Annotated in this window: 19 protein-coding genes; 9 read left to right on the top strand and 10 right to left on the bottom strand. The window is 60.4% G+C overall.

The annotated features are described in order from the left end of the window. Positions 1 to 15 precede the first annotated feature (15 nt). The 8 genes from EIY71_RS09335 to EIY71_RS09300 all read right to left on the bottom strand — a co-directional run bounded on the left by EIY71_RS09335 (position 16) and on the right by EIY71_RS09300 (position 8178). A complete protein-coding gene (locus EIY71_RS09335) occupies positions 16 to 1314 on the bottom strand; it encodes a phenylacetate--CoA ligase family protein (RefSeq protein ID WP_129972476.1) in 1299 nt (432 codons plus the stop codon). Next, positions 1304 to 2572: an aminotransferase class I/II-fold pyridoxal phosphate-dependent enzyme gene (locus EIY71_RS09330; protein WP_134021505.1), complete on the bottom strand. Its 1269-nt coding sequence runs from the start codon at positions 2570 to 2572 to the stop codon at positions 1304 to 1306. Before EIY71_RS09330 ends, EIY71_RS09335 begins: the two co-directional genes overlap by 11 nt. After that, positions 2569 to 3663, bottom strand: coding sequence for a DUF3419 family protein (locus EIY71_RS09325; RefSeq protein WP_134021502.1), 1095 nt, complete (start codon positions 3661 to 3663; stop codon positions 2569 to 2571). Before EIY71_RS09325 ends, EIY71_RS09330 begins: the two co-directional genes overlap by 4 nt. A gap of 42 nt (positions 3664 to 3705) precedes the next feature. Further along, the gene (locus EIY71_RS09320) at positions 3706 to 4440 is read right to left on the bottom strand and encodes an iron-containing redox enzyme family protein (RefSeq protein WP_134021499.1); all 735 of its coding nucleotides are present in this window, start codon (positions 4438 to 4440) and stop codon (positions 3706 to 3708) included. Then, positions 4418 to 5089 carry a hypothetical protein gene (locus tag EIY71_RS09315; protein WP_085748018.1) on the bottom strand — a complete coding sequence of 224 codons (672 nt, stop codon included), beginning with the start codon at positions 5087 to 5089 and terminating at the stop codon, positions 4418 to 4420. The genes EIY71_RS09320 and EIY71_RS09315 overlap by 23 nt, the downstream gene beginning before the upstream one ends. Before the next feature lie 271 nt (positions 5090 to 5360). Next, positions 5361 to 5918, bottom strand: a complete 558-nt coding sequence (locus EIY71_RS09310; protein WP_007954101.1) for an L-threonylcarbamoyladenylate synthase — start codon at positions 5916 to 5918, stop codon at positions 5361 to 5363. Positions 5919 to 5972: 54 nt separating this feature from the next. Beyond that, a complete protein-coding gene (gene dprA / locus EIY71_RS09305; RefSeq protein WP_134021496.1) occupies positions 5973 to 7073 on the bottom strand; it encodes a DNA-processing protein DprA in 1101 nt (366 codons plus the stop codon). A gap of 79 nt (positions 7074 to 7152) precedes the next feature. Beyond that, positions 7153 to 8178 (bottom strand): LysM peptidoglycan-binding domain-containing protein, encoded by a 1026-nt coding sequence (locus EIY71_RS09300; protein WP_134021493.1) that lies wholly within the window; start codon positions 8176 to 8178, stop codon positions 7153 to 7155. 169 nt (positions 8179 to 8347) lie between these two features. Here EIY71_RS09300 and def point away from each other — a divergent pair, with 169 nt between their 5' ends. The 5 genes from def to EIY71_RS09275 are packed head-to-tail and all read left to right on the top strand — an operon-like array spanning position 8348 to position 12911. Next, entirely contained in the window at positions 8348 to 8854 is a 507-nt protein-coding gene (gene def / locus EIY71_RS09295) for a peptide deformylase (RefSeq protein WP_064116564.1), read from the top strand. Positions 8855 to 8910: 56 nt separating this feature from the next. Beyond that, complete coding sequence (gene fmt, locus EIY71_RS09290) at positions 8911 to 9870, top strand: methionyl-tRNA formyltransferase (RefSeq protein WP_134021490.1); 960 nt, start codon at positions 8911 to 8913, stop codon at positions 9868 to 9870. Beyond that, the gene (rsmB, locus tag EIY71_RS09285) at positions 9867 to 11177 is read left to right on the top strand and encodes a 16S rRNA (cytosine(967)-C(5))-methyltransferase RsmB (RefSeq protein ID WP_134021487.1); all 1311 of its coding nucleotides are present in this window, start codon (positions 9867 to 9869) and stop codon (positions 11175 to 11177) included. The genes fmt and rsmB overlap by 4 nt, the downstream gene beginning before the upstream one ends. Before the next feature lie 22 nt (positions 11178 to 11199). Beyond that, positions 11200 to 12576 (top strand): Trk system potassium transporter TrkA, encoded by a 1377-nt coding sequence (gene trkA / locus EIY71_RS09280; RefSeq protein ID WP_085606334.1) that lies wholly within the window; start codon positions 11200 to 11202, stop codon positions 12574 to 12576. A gap of 20 nt (positions 12577 to 12596) precedes the next feature. Beyond that, positions 12597 to 12911, top strand: a complete 315-nt coding sequence (locus EIY71_RS09275; RefSeq protein WP_134021484.1) for a tetratricopeptide repeat protein — start codon at positions 12597 to 12599, stop codon at positions 12909 to 12911. A 51-nt stretch (positions 12912 to 12962) separates the two neighbouring features. On the opposite strand, the gene EIY71_RS09270 is transcribed toward EIY71_RS09275, so the two are convergent. Both EIY71_RS09270 and tag read right to left on the bottom strand, forming a co-directional pair. Further along, complete coding sequence (locus EIY71_RS09270) at positions 12963 to 13850, bottom strand: lysophospholipid acyltransferase (protein ID WP_085748012.1); 888 nt, start codon at positions 13848 to 13850, stop codon at positions 12963 to 12965. 40 nt (positions 13851 to 13890) lie between these two features. After that, complete coding sequence (tag, locus tag EIY71_RS09265) at positions 13891 to 14448, bottom strand: DNA-3-methyladenine glycosylase I (RefSeq protein WP_007954111.1); 558 nt, start codon at positions 14446 to 14448, stop codon at positions 13891 to 13893. An 81-nt stretch (positions 14449 to 14529) separates the two neighbouring features. Here tag and glyQ point away from each other — a divergent pair, with 81 nt between their 5' ends. From glyQ to EIY71_RS09245, 4 genes are all read left to right on the top strand, one after another. After that, positions 14530 to 15483 (top strand): glycine--tRNA ligase subunit alpha, encoded by a 954-nt coding sequence (glyQ, locus tag EIY71_RS09260; RefSeq protein WP_003187265.1) that lies wholly within the window; start codon positions 14530 to 14532, stop codon positions 15481 to 15483. After that, entirely contained in the window at positions 15480 to 17534 is a 2055-nt protein-coding gene (gene glyS / locus EIY71_RS09255; RefSeq protein WP_134021481.1) for a glycine--tRNA ligase subunit beta, read from the top strand. The genes glyQ and glyS overlap by 4 nt, the downstream gene beginning before the upstream one ends. Positions 17535 to 17538: 4 nt before the next feature. Continuing rightward, on the top strand, positions 17539 to 18078 hold the full coding sequence (gene gmhB / locus EIY71_RS09250) for a D-glycero-beta-D-manno-heptose 1,7-bisphosphate 7-phosphatase (RefSeq protein ID WP_166673419.1): 540 nt from the start codon (positions 17539 to 17541) through the stop codon (positions 18076 to 18078). An 82-nt stretch (positions 18079 to 18160) separates the two neighbouring features. Further along, positions 18161 to 18940: a 1-acyl-sn-glycerol-3-phosphate acyltransferase gene (locus EIY71_RS09245; protein ID WP_085606324.1), complete on the top strand. Its 780-nt coding sequence runs from the start codon at positions 18161 to 18163 to the stop codon at positions 18938 to 18940. Positions 18941 to 19058: the final 118 nt, after the last annotated feature.

The following is a 19058-nucleotide window of genomic DNA, read 5'->3' as shown; positions in this document are numbered from 1 at the left end:
GACCTCGTCCCATCTTCATGACGGTGCCGGGGTCTGTTCAGACGTCACAAAAAACGGCGTCTTGCCGGCCAGGGTGGTTTCGAACTCCTGACGAGCAAGACGCTTCACCTCCAGCCCCAGCACACCGGGCAACCTGAACAGTGCGCTGGCTTGTCCTTCAACCTGCAACGCATCTTCAATGACGCTTCGTGTGTCGGCTGTCAGTGAGTCTTCGGCGAGGACCAGACGCATGCGTGCCCCCTCGGGCCGTCGATCAATCTGCACCTGGACATCGGTGGCCTGCAACTGCGGCAAAAGCTGCCGGAGTACGTGCAATACCTGTGACTGGGTGATGAGCGCGCCACCCAGTTTGATCGATGTCTCGACCCGCCCCTCAAGCGCCAGCACCGGCATGGGACTGCCACAGGCACACTTCGTCACTGTGCGCAGGATTCGCCCACGATCCCCGATCCGGTAGCGCAGCAACGGCACATGATCGGGCAGCAGCGGCGTCAGTAAAAACTCACCGGTTTTTTCTTCAGCCACAGCTTGCAGGGTCAGCGGATCAACCACTTCGAGCAACATGGCATCGGCATGCAGGTGATAAGAACCGTGGTCCAGATGGGCACACTGAAAACCGATGGGACCGGTCTCAGTCGAGCTGTAACCCAGCGAGCGGATCTTCAGCGTCGGCCAATCCCGGGCCAACTGGTCCTGCAGCGTTTTACTGCAGGATTCTCCAATGTAGTAAAGCCACTTCAGGCTGCACAATTGCACAGCGCCGACTGTTTCATGATTGAACAACGCGGCGGCGAAGGAGGGTGTGCATATCAACGTATCCACCTTGTGTGCCTGAATCAGCTCGGCAACGCGCTGCACGCCCATCTGTGAACCGGCAGGCAGCAGGCGTGCGCCAATGTGCTGGACGATGGCCGACGCGTATTGAAAGGCGCCCTGCATTTCCCCGGCCGTCAGGCAGTTGATGACCACCTCAGGGCGTTCGTCCGTCTCGCCGAACATCCGTGCCCCCAAGGGTACGATTGCAGCGTTGAACGCCCAGGAATGGGTGATCTGTTTGCGATTGCCGGTGCTGCCTCCCGAGGTCAGGGTCAGCCCGCCACCCAGTGCTCGATGTGAAGCTTCACCGAGCGCGGAAAACAGCCCGCCGCCGGACTCGTCTTCCACCGCCAGAACCGGCAGTCGATGCAGATCTGCCAATCCCTGTACTTCCAGGATTCTCGGATACAGCGCACGAAACCATGGCAGTGAGCGTGCGTAAGCCAATTTGTGTGTTAGAGCCTCGGCCGATACATCCGTGACGAGTTCATTGCTCATGGCCGCGCCCTCCCTGACGAATGCCCAGCTCATCGAATCCGCTACGGACGGCGTTCGCCAGACATTCCAGCTGGCGCTGACTGTGACTCGCGCTGATGGCCAGACGCAGAATCGCCTCGCCCTTGGCCACCACCGGAAACAGCGCGGTGGTGACCGCCATACCCTGCCGGCGCAAATGCTGCGCCAGGCTGATCGCATCTTTCTCGGCGCCGACGCGGACGAAACGAATGGGGGATGCGACGTGATGATTGCCCAGCATTGGCCCCAGCAAACGGTCGATCGTGGCGATATTTCTCCACAGCGCCACCTGCAACTGACCCAATTCCGGCGACAAATGAATTTTCCCCGAAGCAACTGCCGCGCCCACCCCGCCAACTGACAATGGTCCGCCAAACGTGTAGGTCGACGCATGACGCCGGATCATTTCGGCATCCGCTTCGGTGCGCACAGTGATTGCCCCACCGGTTGCACCGAACGCCTTCGACAGCGACGACACCAGGATCAGCCGGCCGCGTTGTCGTTCATCCGCCGCGTCCAGTGCGTAACCACCTCCAGCCACGCCATGGATCGAGGTGCCGTGGGCGTCATCCGCATAGAGATAACCGTCGAAACGCTCCGCCAGTTGCAGCAGCCGGTTGATCGGGTAAACACCGCGCATCGAGCCAATGCTGTCGGTCAGGATAATGGGCGTATTACCCGCCGCGACCGCCGTTGAGCACGCTTCCTCCACCTGCTCTACATCGCTGCAATCGCGGCGCTGTATCGGCCCGAATTGCCAGAGAATGCCTTGCAGCACTTGCATCGAAGCATGAGCGGAACGGTCGACAATCCAGCAGGGGCCACGACGCATGGAATATGAGGGCATCTCGCCGGAGCCGAGCAGCGGCAGACAGCCAAGGTGCGCACTGCCCACCGAGTTGAAGGTGACCGAATGCCCCTGAAATATCCGGTTCAGCAGTTCATCCAGCTCACGCATGGGTGGCAACAGCGCCCGGGTTCGTGCGGCGGCGAACTGCACGCCGAAGGACTCGACGGAGTGCATCGCCTCCTGAATCAAGCGAGGATCACACTCCAGCCCCAGATAAGAACACGAGAGAAACTCGGTCAGCCGTTCACCGCTGTCGAGCTCGATCTCTTTGCCTTCACGTTTAGCCAGTTTCAGACCATTGAGCCCGGCATCGAATAGCTGTTGCTGATCGTCACGCGCTTGCCGGACACGGTTTTTGACCCAATTGACGGTCGGTTGAAAAGTGTTCATCGGGATACCTGCAAAGAGGGTGTGCGGCGATAGATCTGGACATGCCAGAGCTGGGTTTTTTCTCGCGCAATGTCTGCCTGGTACTGCTGGGTGATATCGCAGAAACCTGCCCAATCGGGTCGCACCACATGCAAATGCCCGCGCATGACCACCTGTGCATTTTCCGACAGGGCCGGTGCCAGGCGCTGCAAAACGTTCTTGCCGGCCGCTTCGGGCATAAAGGAAGGCACGTCCGACAGCGATACGAAATCGATGGCTGTTTCCCCGGCAACACAGTCAAGGATGTCGGTCTGCACCACGCGTAACTCGCACTGCTGAAGCCCCTCGCGGGCCCGCTGGAAAATCTGCGGATCGCACTCCAGCGGAAAGCCTTGTGGATAACGCAGCTCACCGAAGAACAGCATTTGCAGGAAAAAGCTCTCGCGGACCACCTGAGTGGTGAACAACGTATGGAAAATTTCCAGATACGCCGCGCGGGAACTGATCCCCAGGTTGTTGGGTGGAAACGCGCCCTTGTACAGCAGCGAATTGAGGACTGCTGCGTTTCCCAGCAAAGCGATCACGGCTTTCCAGCGCTTGAGGGGAAAGCGGTTTCGGTAATACTCCGTTTGCTCCTCGAGCTGGCTGAACTGAAAAATGCCCCGGCCGGCCTTGCCGATGAACAGTCCGGTGATCTTCGCCAAGCGCTTCAGGGTCTGCTCGAATGCGCCCATGTAGATCGGCGCTTCCCAACGTCGGGACTGAAAAAACACGGACAGCCAGCGACGATCCGCCGGCGGTAAAACCAGTTGCTGGAAGATGGAGCGGCGTCGCGCCCTCATACTTTCCATTCGATAGCCCATGAACGCCATGAACGACTCGTGATCAGTCTGTTCCAGCAGGGCAAAACGCAATCGGGTAAACGCCAGTTGCGGCGCGCTGATATCGGTACAGGTCATGCGTGCCGGGGCGGCGGCCAATAACGGCAAGAGCCGGCCGCCGCATCCGGCGATACCCAGCACGTGCCCGGCATGTCTGGGCAGGATCGCGTACTCAAGCGCGGTGTCCTCATCGCCGAGCGTGTAGTTGAGCCGGTCGAAATAATCAGCCATGTCTGCCCCCAGCCTTCTGATCTGAACATGGGTGTGAGGCTGTCATTGGTTGTCCAGCGCATGGAGGAAGTCATAACGGGGCGCCAGCCCGTTTTGCCAGGCCTCGAACTGCTCATAAACCGCCTCGAGCATGTTGCCGGTCAGACGCAGACTGGTTTCCATGACAGTGCTAATCGCATCCCAGTCTTCCTGACGCTTGCAGGTGCGCTGCAGCATGAGTTTGATTTCATTGAAGTGCTCGATATCAATGTCGGAATGCGCAATGAAGAAAGTCAGTTGCGCGGGTTTGAGCGCCAGCGTTTCACTCAGGCTATTAATGAGCGGAGTGATGAACTGATAGGCATTTTCTGCCCAATAACTATAACCAAGCCGTTGTAACGGGTTACCGGTAAAGGAAATCCAATATAAATAAGCGATCAGCACATCGGTGGCCGGAAGTGCTGGCGGAATATCGAAAATTTCATTCTTCAAACCTAGACTCATGACATCATGCAGAGCCATTTTTTCATGACCGACTTCCTGTGCCGCATGTTCAAAGCAGAACTTGGCATACACCGGATTATCCGCATGTCTAACACCCACCAGTCCTTGATTTCGCGCATTGTGCGCCGTGTAGTGAAAAGTCTGGATCATGTAGATCGCATACAAGGCTTTTGAAACGCTGCCTTCGCGAATGGCATTCACCAGCCGCGAACTTTCCAGAATATCGGCCCATGATTTTTCGATTCGCTCATCGAGCAGGCTTAATTGTTGTTCAAAACTGAGAGGCGTATTCATCAACGGGGGTCTCCAATGGGTTGGCGAGCAGGTGGGCGGACTGTTGAAGTGCTGTGAGGATTTGCTGCCATTGAGCCGAGAGCAGCCAGTAATCGCCGCGTTGGCGCTGTTCGATGCGAAGGGCGTCGGTGGTGATGGGCGTCAGGCCGAAGCGCTGGAACAGTCGCCGCTGCGGTGATCGGCACAGCGCGGTAACGCCCTCATAACCCCGCGTGACCGCCCATTCCGTGGCAGCGGCCAGCAGACCGTTGATCGACATGGGGAACTGAGTTTGCGAGTGACTGATCAAGCGACTGAACTCGACATGGCGCGACAGCGTCGTGGCGGGAGACAGTTGCTGCTGCGCCAGTGAGGCCCATTCGAACGGCGCAGGGGTCACTCTCAATACGGCCGTGGGCCTGTCGTGCTGATACAACAGAAAGTGGGTACTGCGCGAAATAATCGCCAGGCGTGTTTCAAGTGACCTGGCTCTGGGTGTCAACATGTAGTGTTGCAATCGCAATCGAAAATGACGGGAAACAAACCGTTCAAACTCTCGTGTGTCTGATCCTGCTTCAAGAATAACGATGCGATAGTTTTCATGACGCCTTTTAAAGGTCGCCTGAATCTCCTGCAGATAATCCGTTAATTGCGAATCCCTGATATCCATTTCTTCTCCGCAGCCGTTAACTTTTCGAAGTTTTCTGAGCGCATTGAAATAATGAATGGTTTTAGAAAAATCGCCACTGTGTGGCTTCTGAGAATAACGTCGGAAAAATTACAACAATTGAATACTTAAAGATTCATCTGACGTAGAAAGGAAAAATTCAAACAAAACGCGGGGCTATAACTTCAGATAAATGAAGGAAAAATCGCAGGCACGCGTAGTACTCCTCGCCATGAAAGCCGAGGAGTACTCACGAAATCAACCAAGGGTGGTATCAGGCCGGGCGCACGATATTGCCGGTGGCCAGATCCCGAATCAGGCTCGGGTTCTTGCGACCGCCAAGCGCTCCGCCGAGCACCAGATCGACCTGACCTCGGAAATATTGCTCGACCCGCAAGCGACTCTTCGCCGCCGGTCGCCCCTGTGGATTGGCCGACGTCGAAATCAACGGCCCGACCAGCGAGCACAGATCCCGCACCTGCGGATGATCGCTGACCCGCAGCGCCACGGTGTCATGCACCCCGGTCACCCACTCCGGCAACAGGTTCTGATGCGGCACCAGCCAGGTGTTCGGGCCCGGCCAGGTGCTGGCCATGCGGTCGATCCAGTCCTGGGGGAAATCCTCGAACAGAAAATCGAACTGACGAATATTGTCGGCGACCAGGATCAAGCCCTTGTCCACCGAACGGTTCTTGATCGCCAACAGGCGATCCACCGCTTCTTCATTCCAAGGATCGCACCCCAGCCCCCAGACGGCTTCGGTTGGATAGGCAATCACCGCCCCGGCGCGAATCTCTCGTGCGGCTTGTTGCACACGCCAACTGTTGACCATGAAAAACTCTCCGCAAACAGGTTTCGCGCAGTTTACCGATCTTCAATGTAAAACCTAGCTCACGCGCGCAAACCAGCGGCCGTTTTCGCACACCGCGCGGCCATCCATCTCCAGTTCGGTCAGCGCCGCCAGCACTTTGGGCAGCGCCCAGCCACTGCTGTCGGCCAGCCCCTCGCTGGTGTGCGGCGCCGCGAGCAGCAGGCTCAACAATGGGTTCTCCGGATTCGCTGCAGCTGTGGATACCGGCAGGTGCTGCCAGCCGCGCAGCGCTTCGAGAATGTGCTCGATAGTTTCCACCAGCACGGCTCCGTCACGGATCAACTGATGACAACCCCGGGCGCCGGGGTGATGAATCGAACCCGGAATGGCGTAAACCTCGCGACCCTGTTCCGCCGCCAGCCGCGCAGTGATCAACGAACCGCTCGCAACGCTGGCCTCGACAACCAGCACGCCAAGGGACAAACCGCTGATGATCCGGTTGCGCCTGGGGAAGTTGCTCGCCGTCGGCCCGGTGTCCAGAGGAAACTCCGAAAGCACCGCACTGCCAGACGCAATCATCGCGTCCGCCAGCCGTCGGTTGCGCTGTGGATAAAAGTTTTCCAAACCGGTACCGAGCACCCCGACGGTTTGCCCGCCGACGTCGACAGCGGCTTGATGCGCCGCCGCATCGATGCCCAGCGCCAGGCCGCTGGTGATGACGAATCCGGCCCCCGCGAGGCTGCGGGAAAATGCAGCAGCAGTGTCCATGCCCGGGCGGGAAGCGCGGCGACTGCCGACCATCGCCAGTTGCGGTTTTTCCAGAATCCGTGGGTCGCCAGCGACAAACAGCAGAGGCGGTGGATCGGGAATCTGCCCCAACAAGGCCGGGTAATCCGGGTGATCCCACATCAACAAATGTTGATCCGGACGCTCTAGCCAGCGCAATGCGTGGCTGGCGCCGTCGCGAACTTCAGGGCAGCGTCTGGCCTCGGCGCAGGCCGCTGGCAAACCCAGAGATCGCCAGGCGCTGGCGGGAGCGCTGATTGCCTTCGAGGCGCAGCCGAAGGCTTCGAGCAGTTTGGTGAAACGCTTGGGACCGATTTCCGGCAAGCGGTGCACGCGCAGGCGCGCTTCCAGTTCCGCCGGGGAAACCGACGGAGAGACAGGCATCATCATGGATCATCCTTGATCGTTATAAGGCCCGAACCTTTCGGAACAAGCTGTGGATAACTCTGTTGGTAACTTGTGAAGCCAGCTAAGGATTTCGCACCTTGTCCAGCACCGCGAGCGAGCGCGATGCGTTCAGCACGAGGCCGTAACTGAGTTTGTCGTAGGTGCGGAACACCATCAGCAAGCCAGCGCGTTCATCCGGTATTTTCAGCGGTTGACCGGTGATCCGGTCACGCACGGTTTCGCCGGTTTTCATCACCACCAGCACGTTGCCCTCGGCCAGGCCGTCGCGTTTGCCCTTGTTCAGGGTCACCACGTCCATCGCACCGATCTGCGTGACGCCGCGCGGCACATCGATGATCAGGCCGTTGATGTCGGTGGTGGGAGCGCTAGGCATGAAGGTCGAGTTGATCGAACGCTCTTCGCCGCTGAACAAGCGGTCGCCGAGGCGCACTTCCTGGGTCGTGCGTTGCAGAGCTAGGGTGGCGACGTCGCCTTCGGTAGCGACGATCTCACCGCCGCCGATGTCGTCGGCGTTGATCCCCAGAAACTCCTTGCTCTGCGGATCGGTGTAGACCTTGCCCTGGCGGAAGATGCCGTAGACCGGCTGGTTAGGATCGAAATGGCCACGGGCGAAGATCCGGTCACCGGTGCCGCTGAGCACCCGTTCGGCATCGCCGGCGACGATGTACGGCGCCTTGTCGAAGTCCTCGACCTTGTCGACGATGCGGTTGCTCAGCAGAAAGCTGTTGATGGATTTGAGAGGAATGCTCGGAATCGCCTCCGCTACCGGACTGATACGGATGCGCGGCGACAGCTTGATGGTGCCGCGCGACTCGCCGCGATTGACGGTCAGGCGCGGCTGACCGTTGACGTAACTGAGCGTCAGCGTGTCGCCCGGATAGATCAGGTTGGGGTTTTCGATCTGCGGATTGGCCCGCCACAGCTGCGGCCACTGCCAGGGTTCGCGCAAATATTTACCGGAGATGTCCCAGAGCGTATCCCCCGAAACCACCGTGTATTGCTGTGGAAAACCTTCCTTGAGTTGCACCTGCCCGTGCGCGGCGCTGGCCGAGGCCAGAAACAGCAAGGCGAGTAGTGATTTCCTCATGCGGTGAATCCCTTTATTATGTGCGTTCGCGTGAAACGCCAGAGCCCCCGTGGCTCGCTCCCTGCTCTATGCTGAAAATCAAGGAGCTACGTTTCACAACGGTAGCCTGCATCTTCGGACCCGCCAGGCCATCGCCCGACTTTACCTCACACGTGCAGCAATCAAGCTTATGGCCATTTTGAACATCCTCGAATTTCCGGACCCGCGTCTGCGCACTATCGCCAAACCTGTGGCTGTAGTGGACGACGAAGTGCGTCAGCTGGTCGATGACATGTTTGAAACAATGTATGAAGCGCCGGGCATCGGCCTTGCCGCGACCCAGGTCAACGTGCACAAACGTATCGTCGTGATGGACCTTTCCGAAGACCGCACCGAACCGCGGGTGTTCATCAACCCCGAGTTCGAATCGCTGACCGAAGAAATGGAGCAATACCAGGAAGGCTGCCTCTCGGTGCCGGGTTTCTACGAAAACGTCGACCGCCCGCAGAAGGTCAAGATCAAGGCTCTGGACCGCGACGGCAAGCCTTACGAACTGATCGCCGAAGGCCTGCTCGCCGTGTGCATCCAGCACGAATGCGACCACCTCAACGGCAAGTTGTTCGTCGATTACCTGTCCACGCTCAAACGCGACCGGATCAAGAAGAAACTGGAAAAGCAGCACCGCCAGAACGCTTGATGCCCCTCTCCAAAGGCTTGCTGCGGCAAGCCTTTTTCTTTTTATGAGACTCCCCCATGACTGAGCCACTGCGCATCGTTTTTGCCGGCACCCCGGAATTCGCCGCCGAACACCTCAAGGCCCTGCTGGACAGCCCTTACGAGATCGTTGCGGTCTACACCCAACCGGATCGCCCGGCCGGTCGTGGGCAAAAACTGATGCCGAGCCCGGTCAAACAGCTCGCCCTGGAAAACAATATCCAGGTGTTGCAGCCGCCGACCCTGCGCAACGCTGACGCTCAGGCCGAGCTCGCTGCGCTGAAACCGGATTTGATGGTGGTGGTGGCCTACGGCCTGATCCTGCCGCAAGCGGTGCTGGATATTCCGCGTCTGGGCTGCATCAACAGTCACGCCTCGCTGCTGCCACGCTGGCGCGGTGCGGCGCCGATCCAGCGCGCCGTGGAAGCGGGCGATGCCGAGAGCGGCGTGACCGTGATGCGCATGGAAGCCGGCCTCGATACCGGGCCGATGCTGCTCAAAGTCGTGACACCGATCAGCGCCGAAGACACTGGCGGCAGCCTTCACGACCGCCTCGCCGAGATGGGCCCGCCAGCCGTCGTACAAGCGATTTCCGGTCTGGCCGCCGGCACCCTGGAAGGCGAAGTGCAGAACGACGAGCTCGCCACCTACGCGCACAAACTGAACAAGGACGAAGCGCGCATCGACTGGAGCCGCCCGGCCGTTGAGCTGGAGCGTCTGGTCCGCGCCTTCAATCCATGGCCGATCACCCACAGCACGCTCAACGGCGAAGCGCTGAAAGTGCTGGCGGCGACCCTGGCCGAAGGCAAAGGCGCACCGGGCACGATTCTCGGCGCCAGCAAGGACGGTCTGCTCGTCGCCTGTGGCGAACAGGCGCTGTGTCTGACCCGCCTGCAATTGCCCGGCGGCAAGGCGCTGAACTTCAGCGATCTGTTCAACAGCCGTCGTGAGAAATTCGCCACCGGCACCGTGCTGGGTACAGCGGTGGATGCGCAATGAACCCGCGTCTGGCCGCCGCCAAGGCACTCGCTGCTGTCCTCAGCGGCAAGGCTTCGCTCAACAGCTCCCTGCCGACGCAACTGGACAAGGTCGAGGATCGCGATCGCGGTTTCACCCAGGACCTGGCGTTCGGCACCGCCCGTTGGCAGCCACGCTTGTCGGCGCTGGCGGAAAAACTGCTGCAGAAACCGTTCAAGGCAGCGGACGCCGATGTCGAGGCTTTGTTGCTGGTCGGTCTCTATCAACTGCTCTACACCCGCGTCCCGCCACACGCCGCCATCGGCGAAACCGTCGGTTGCGCCGACAAGCTGAAAAAGCCGTGGGCCAAAGGTCTGCTCAATGCCGTACTGCGCAATGCCCAGCGCGAACATGAGGCGATCTTCGCCGAACTGGAGCGCGATCCGGTGGTGCGTACCGCCCACCCGCGCTGGCTGCAAAAATCCCTCAAGGCCTTCTGGCCTGAGCAATGGGAAGCGATTTGCGAGGCCAACAACGCGCATCCGCCGATGATCCTGCGGGTCAACCGCCGTCATCACAGCCGTGACGCCTACCTTGGTCTGCTGACTGAAGCGGGTATCGCCGCGCAGCCGTGCACCTTCAGCCGCGACGGCATCGTGCTGGAGGCCGCTGCCGACGTGCGCAGCCTGCCTGGCTTCGCCGAAGGCTGGATCAGCGTGCAGGACGAGGCCGCGCAGCTGGCCGCCGACCTGCTCGACCTCGCGCCGGGCCAGCGAGTGCTGGACGCCTGCTGCGCGCCTGGCGGCAAGACCTGCCACATCCTCGAAGCCGAACCGGCACTGGCCGGCGTGGTGGCGGTGGATCTGGAAGCCAAGCGTCTGGTGCGAGTGAAGGAAAACCTCGAACGCCTCGGTCTGAACGCCGAACTGATCGCCGCCGACGGTCGCGACACGGCAGCCTGGTGGGACGGCAAACCGTTCCAGCGCATCCTGCTCGACGCGCCGTGCTCGGCCACCGGCGTGATCCGCCGCCATCCGGACATCAAGCTGACCCGTCAGGCCGACGACATTGCCGCCCTCGCGCAACTGCAAGGCGAGTTGCTCGACGCGATGTGGAAAACCCTCGAAGTGGGCGGCATCCTGCTGTACGCCACCTGCTCGACCTTGCCGACCGAGAACACCGAAGTGATCGCCGCGTTCCTTGAGCGTACGCCGGGCGCACGGGAGCTGGATCTGGCCACCGCCGCCGGGATCAAGCAGCCCCATGGTCGCCAACTGCTGGCCCAGCAGGGCGGGCATGACGGGTTCTACTACGCCAAGCTGATCAAGATCGCTGCCGCACGCGGCTAAACGGATTCAATGGAGTGACTGGATGAAAATCATCATCCTCGGTGCGGGACAGGTCGGCGGTTCGCTGGCTGAACATCTGGCCAGCGAGGCCAACGACATCACGGTGGTCGACACTGACGGCGACCGTCTGCGCGATCTGGGCGATCGCCTGGACATCCGCACCGTGCAGGGCCGTGGCTCGTTGCCGAACATTCTGCGTCAGGCTGGCGCCGACGACGCCGACATGCTGGTCGCGGTGACCAACAGCGACGAAACCAACATGGTTGCCTGCCAGGTCGCTCACACCCTGTTCCACACCCCGACCAAGATTGCCCGGGTGCGCGAAGCGTCGTACCTGACTCGCGAAGAGCAACTGTTCCAGAACGAGGCGATTCCGGTCGATGTGCTGATCAGTCCCGAGCAGGTGGTCACCAACTACATCAAGCGTCTGATCCAGCATCCCGGCGCCTTGCAGGTGATCGATTTCGCCGAAGGCCAGGCGCAACTCGTCGCGGTGCGCGCCTACTACGGCGGGCCGCTGGTGGGTCAGCAACTGCGCCAGTTGCGAGAACACATGCCGAATGTGGAAACCCGAGTGGCCGCGATTTTCCGTCGTGACCGACCGATTCTTCCCCAGGGCGATACCGTGATCGAGGCCGACGACGAAGTCTTCTTCATCGCCGCCCGTGCGAACATTCGCGCAGTGATGAGCGAAATGCGCCGTCTAGACGAAAGCTACAAGCGCATCGTCATCGCCGGTGGCGGGCAGATCGGCGAGCGGCTGGCCGAGGCCATCGAAAGCCGCTACCAGGTGAAGATCATCGAGATGAACCCGGCGCGCTGCCGTTATCTCTCCGACACACTCGACAGCACCGTGGTGCTGCAGGGCAGCGCGTCGGATCGCGACCTGCTGCTGGAAGAGAATATTGCCGACGCGGACATCTTCCTTGCCCTGACCAACGATGACGAAGCCAACATCATGTCGTCGCTGCTGGCCAAACGTCTGGGCGCGAAGAAGGTGATGACGATCATCAACAACCCGGCGTACGTCGACCTGATCCAGGGCGGCGACATCGACATCGCCATCAGCCCGCAACTGGCGACTATCGGCACCTTGCTGGCCCACGTGCGGCGCGGCGATATCGTCAGCGTGCACTCATTGCGTCGGGGCGCGGCAGAGGCCATCGAAGCGGTGGCCCATGGCGATTCGAAGTCGAGCAAAGTCATCGGCAAGGCCATCGAAAACATCGCGCTGCCGCCGGGGACCACCATCGGCGCGATCATTCGCGATGAAGAAGTGATCATCGCTCATGACGACACGGTGATCGCAGCGGGCGACCATGTGATCCTGTTCCTTGTGGATAAAAAGCATATTCGCGATGTGGAGAAGCTGTTCCACGTAGGACTGAGTTTCTTCTGACCGACCAAGAGGCGAGACCGATGATCGAATCCCTGGAAAAAATGCTCGCCAAGGGTGTGGATAACTCGCTGCTGCGCTTCGGCCTCGGCAAGAGTTATCTGGATCTGGGGGAGAACGCGAAGGCAGCCGAGCATTTCCAGCGTTGCGTCGGCTTCGATCCGAAATACTCGGCGGCGTGGAAATTGTTGGGCAAGGCGCAAGTGGCGCTGGGTGACATGGCGGCTGCGCGTCATGCGTGGGAGCAGGGGCTGGAAGCGGCCCGGGCCCATGGCGACAAGCAGGCCGAGAAGGAAATGACGGTGTTTCTGAAGAAGCTCGAACGGCAGAAGCCGTGACGGCTGTGGATAACCCGTTTGGTCAGGTTATCCACAAACGCACATTGCCGATCAGTACCAGCGCGCTTCGCCCGGCGGACGCTTCTTGAAGCGCTTCATGCTCCACATGTACTGGCTCGGATAAGCCGCCACATAACGCTCGACGACTTTACTCATCGCCGCGCAGGAGGTTTCAGTGTCGGTGCTGTACATCGCTTCCGGCGCCGCTTCGAGGATCACCTTATAGCCGGAACCGTCCGGCAACCGCAGGGCATGCAGGAACACCCCAACCGCTTTGCCACCGGCGAGCATGTTCGGTACGAACTTGCTGGTCAGGGCCTGAGTAGCGAAGAACGGCACGAAGATCCCGGCGGATTCGGCCGGTTCCGGGTCCGCGGGAATCCCCACCTGACCACCCTTGCGCACTTCCTTGATGACACTGAGGATGCCTTCCTTGGTCGACGCAGCGACCTTGTTGCCCAGTTGCACGCGTTGTTTGCGCAGCAATTCGTCCACAGCCTTGAGCTTCGGCGGCCGGTAGAAAATGATCGGTTTGCACTGGCTGCAATAGAAGTGGTTGAGCACCTCCCAGTTGCCCAGGTGGCTGGTGATGCCGACCACGCCCTTGCCCGAGGCCAGCGCTTCTTTCAGCACTTCGAGCCCTTCGACTTCGCGCACCAGGTCGATGGAACGCTGGGCCGGCCAGATCCAGGCGCAGGCGCTTTCGGTCAGGGACTTGCCGATGTCTTTCAGGGTCTGGCCGACCAGACGCTCGCGTTCGGCCGGGTCCATCTGTGGAAAACATTTGGCGAGGTTGATCCGCACCACATCGCGGGAACGGTTGGGGGTTTTCCACATGATCCAGCCGATCGCCGAACCCACGGCCTGCACGGCCCGCCACGGAAGCAGGGCAAACAGCCGCAGAGCGCCAACCAGCATGGCGCCTTTAAACTTTTCCACAGGTCACTCCTGATCTTGTGCTGTGCGCGAGGCGGCCATTCTAACCGGCGTTGACGAGCTGCGCGTAGCGGTCGCAGTCCTGGGTGTGATCCATGACCATGCCCGAGGCCTGCATCAGCGCGTAGCAGATGGTCGGACCGACAAAGGTGAAACCGGCCTTTTTCAGGCCTTTGCTCATGGCCACGGCCTGCGGGGTGATCGCCGGGACTTCGCTGCGATCCTTGAAATGATTGATCACCGGGCGGTTATCCACAAACGACCAGAGGAAGGCCACCGGATCCTCCAGCGCCAGCCAGGCCTGGGCGTTGCGCCGCGCGGCGTTGAGCTTGAGGCGGTTGCGGATGATCCCCGGATCGAGCATCAATTCGTCGATTTCCGCGTCGCTCATCTGCGCCACGCGCTGTACGTCGAAGCCGAACAACACCTCGCGATACCGCTCGCGTTTACGCAGTACGGTGATCCACGAAAGCCCGGCCTGGAACCCTTCGAGCAAAAGCAACTCGAACAAACCCTGCGCATCGCGTAGCGGCGTGCCCCACTCCTGATCGTGGTAAGCCATGTACAGCGGATCTTCGTTGCACCAAAAGCAGCGTGGCATAAGGCTCCAGGGGGTGGAGGTGCGACTGAATCGGGTATACTCCCGCTCTTTAAATCGCAGCCCAAGAAACAGGTGAATTTCGTGAGCCAGCCTACGCCAGCCGTGCGTACCTTCCAAGACTTGATCCTCGCGCTCCAGCAATACTGGGCCGAGCAAGGTTGTGTGGTACTTCAGCCCTACGATATGGAAGTAGGCGCCGGCACTTTCCACACCGCGACATTCCTGCGCGCCATCGGCCCGGAAACCTGGAACGCCGCCTACGTGCAGCCAAGCCGCCGTCCGACTGACGGCCGTTACGGCGAAAACCCGAACCGTCTGCAGCACTACTACCAGTTCCAGGTAGTCCTGAAGCCGAACCCGGACAACTTTCAGGAGCTGTACCTGGGCTCCCTCAAGCATGTCGGCCTGGACCCGCTGGTCCACGACATCCGCTTCGTCGAAGACAACTGGGAATCGCCGACCCTCGGCGCCTGGGGTCTGGGCTGGGAAGTCTGGCTGAACGGTATGGAAGTGACCCAGTTCACTTACTTCCAGCAGGCGGGCGGCATCGAGTGCTACCCGGTGACCGGCGAGATCACCTACGGTCTGGAGCGTCTGGCCATGTACCTGCAGGGCGTGGACTCGGTCTACGACCTGGTCTGGGCTGACGGTCCGTTCGGCAAAGTGACCTACGGCGACGTGTTCCACCAGAACGAAGTGGAGCAGTCCACCTACAACTTCGAACACGCCAACGTCGACAAGCTGTTCGAACTGTTCGATTTCTATGAAAGCGAAGCCAAGCGCCTGATCGAACTCGACCAGCCGCTGCCGTTGCCAAGCTACGAAATGGTTCTGAAGGCCTCGCACACCTTCAACCTGCTGGATGCGCGCCGGGCGATCTCGGTGACTGCGCGTCAGCAATACATTCTGCGCGTTCGCACCCTGGCGCGTTCCGTCGCCCAAGCCTACCTGCTGGCCCGCGCCAAGCTGGGCTTCCCGATGGCAACCCCGGACCTGCGTGACGAAGTACTGGCCAAGCTGGAGGCTGCACAATGAGTGCTCAAGATTTTCTGGTTGAACTGGGCACCGAAGAACTGCCACCCAAAGCCCTGAACACCCTGGCCGAAGCGTTCCTGGCCGGTATCGACAAGGGCCTGCAAGCTGCCGGCCTGAATTACGAGACCAAAACCGTCTACGCCGCGCCGCGTCGTCTGGCCGTGCTGATCACTGCGCTGGCCACCCAGCAGCCGGATCGCAGCATCAACCTCGACGGCCCGCCGCGTCAGGCCGCGTTCGATGCCGAAGGCAACCCGACTCAAGCGGCACTGGGCTTCGCCAAGAAGTGCGGCGTCGAGCTGAGCGAAATCGACCAGAGCGGTCCGAAACTGCGCTACAGCCAGAACATCGCCGGCAAGCCGACCGCCAGCCTGCTGCCGACCATCGTCGAAGACTCGCTGAACGACCTGCCGATCCCGAAACGCATGCGTTGGGGTGCGCGCAAGGAAGAGTTCGTGCGTCCGACCCAGTGGCTGGTGATGCTGCTCGGCGACCAGGTCATCGACTGCACGATCCTTGCCCAAAAGGCTGGTCGTGAATCCCGTGGCCACCGTTTCCACCACCCGGAAAGCGTGCGCATCGGTTCGCCGTCGAGCTATCTGGCAGACCTGCGTGCCGCCTACGTGCTGGCCGACGCCAACGAGCGTCGCGAAATCATCAGCAAGCGCACCGAAGAGCTGGCGACCCGTCAGGAAGGCACCGCGATCGTGCCACCGGCGCTGCTCGACGAAGTGACTGCGCTGGTCGAGTGGCCGGTGCCGCTGGTGTGCTCGTTCGAGGAACGTTTCCTGGACGTGCCGCAGGAAGCGCTGATCACCACCATGCAGGACAACCAGAAGTACTTCTGCCTGCTGGATGCCGATGGCAAGTTGCTGCCGCGTTTTATCACCGTGGCCAACATCGATTCCAAAGACCCGCAGCAGATCATCGCCGGTAACGAGAAAGTGGTTCGCCCACGTCTGACCGACGCCGAGTTCTTCTTCAAGCAGGACAAGAAGCAGAAGCTCGAAGCGTTCAACGATCGCCTGCAGAACGTGGTGTTCCAGGAAAAACTCGGCAGCGTCTACGACAAGGCCGAGCGCGTATCGAAACTGGCCGCGTACATCGCCGCTCGCATCGGTGGCAACGCTTCGTGGGCTGCCCGTGCAGGGTTGCTGTCGAAGTGCGACCTGGCCACCGAAATGGTCGGCGAGTTCCCGGAGATGCAAGGTGTCGCCGGTTACTACTACGCCCTCAATGACGGCGAGCCGGAAGACGTCGCCCTGGCGCTGAACGAGCAGTACATGCCGCGCGGTGCCGGCGCTGAACTGCCAGCCACCCTGACCGGTGCGGCCGTGGCCATCGCCGACAAGCTCGACACCCTGGTCGGCATCTTCGGCATCGGCATGTTGCCGACCGGCAGCAAAGACCCGTATGCCCTGCGCCGTGCGGCACTGGGCGTGCTGCGGATCCTGATCGAGAAACAACTGGATCTGGACCTGAACGACGCCGTGGCGTTCGCCGTGAATGCGTTCGGTGCCAAGGTCAAGGCTGCCGGCCTGAACGACGCGGTGCTGGAGTTCATCTTCGACCGTCTGCGTGCGCGTTACGAAGACGAAGGCGTGGATGTCGCCACCTACCTGTCGGTACGTGCCCTGAAGCCGGGTTCGGCGCTGGACTTCGACCAGCGTGTGCAAGCGGTGCAGGCCTTCCGCAAACTGCCGGAAGCGGCAGCGCTGGCGGCGGTGAACAAGCGCGTATCGAACCTGTTGAGCAAGGTGGAAGGCTCGGTGCCGACCGAAGTCCAGGCCAAGTACTTCGACAATGCCAACGAGTTCTCGCTGTACTCGGCGATCCAGCAAGCGGACCAGGCTGTACAGCCAATGGCTGCGGCGCGTCAGTACAACGAATCGCTGGCACGTCTGGCTGCACTGCGCGAGCCGGTGGATGCGTTTTTCGACGCGGTGATGGTCAATGCCGAAGACGCCAATGTGCGGGCCAACCGTTACGCGCTGCTGGCGCGTCTGCGTGGCCTGTTCCTGGGCGTTGCCGACATTTCGCTGCTGGGTTGAGGGATTGCTGTTGAAACTGCTGATTCTCGATCGGGACGGAGTGATCAATTACGACTCCGACGCTTACATCAAGTCGGTGGAGGAGTGGATTCCGCTGCCCGGCTCGATCGAAGCGATTGCGCAGTTGAGCAAGGCCGGCTGGACGGTGGCGGTCGCCACCAACCAGTCGGGCATTGCTCGCGGCTACTACGACCTCGCCACCCTCGATGCCATGCACGCGCGTCTGCGCGAACTGGTGGCGGAGCAGGGCGGTGAAGTCGGGTTGATCGTGTACTGCCCGCATGGGCCGGACGAGGGTTGCGACTGCCGCAAGCCGAAACCGGGGATGTTGAAAACCATCGCGCAGCATTACGACGTCGCGCTGACGAATGTCTGGTTCGTCGGCGACAGCCTTGGTGACCTGGAGGCCGCCAACGCCGTCGATTCACAGCCCGTTTTGGTAAAGACCGGGAAAGGCGAAAAGACTCAGGCCAAGACCTTGCCGGTGGGCACCCTGATTTTTGACGATCTCGCGGCGATTGCCGCAGAACTTATCCACAACTAGAGTGCTTCTGAAGTTCCTGACCAGGGATTGATCGGGAGTGCGCTTGAACAGTCGGGCATCGCCCGTAACGGTAAACGTCGCCATGTCGATACTGCAGGCCATCAGAATCTTCCTCTTTTACCTGCTGCTGGGCACCACCGCTCTGCTGTGGTGCAGCCTGAGCTTTTTTATCGCGCCCTTTCTGCCGTTCAAGGCGCGCTATCGTTTCATCAACGTGTACTGGTGCCGCTGCGCCTTGTGGTTGACCAAGGTGTTTCTCGGTATCCGTTACGAAGTCAAAGGCGCGGAAAACGTCCCTGACCGGCCCTGCGTGATTCAATCGAACCACCAGAGCACGTGGGAGACGTTTTTTCTCTCCGCTTATTTCTCGCCCTTGAGCCAGGTGCTCAAGCGCGAACTGCTGTACGTGCCGTTCTTCGGCTGGGCGATGGCCATGCTGCGGCCGATCGCGATTGACCGCGACAACCCGAAAGCCGCCCTCAAGCAAGTCGCTGCGAAAGGTGACGAGCTGCTCAAGGACAATGTCTGGGTGCTGATCTTCCCTGAAGGCACTCGCGTTCCTCATGGCACCATCGGCAAGTTCTCCCGCAGTGGCAGTGCATTGGCAGTGAATGCTGCGCTTCCGGTACTGCCGATTGCGCACAATGCCGGCAAGTTCTGGCCGAAAATCGGTTGGGGTAAAAAGCCGGGCGTGATCACTGTGGTGATTGGTGAGCCGATGTACGCCGAGGGCAGTGGCCCCCGCGCCATCGCCGATCTGAATGATCGGGTGCAGGCGTGGAACGAGAAGACCCAACGGGAAATGGGCTCGCTGCCTCCGGCCCCTGAGGCACCGGCTGCGAACGATCAGATCGCTGTCTGAGGTTTGTGGATAACCTGTGTACGGTTTGTTCGCAAAGTCCCTAATTATCTGATTAAGTTACTGATTTACTTATATATTTCCGAAGCTGATAAAACACCGTAAAAGGTGCATAAGTTTT

Source organism: Pseudomonas sp. CH235 (genome assembly GCF_004368175.1).
GTDB classification, from domain to species: Bacteria; Pseudomonadota; Gammaproteobacteria; order Pseudomonadales; family Pseudomonadaceae; genus Aquipseudomonas; species Aquipseudomonas paraglycinae.
This window is presented reverse-complemented; position numbering and strand designations above follow the sequence as displayed.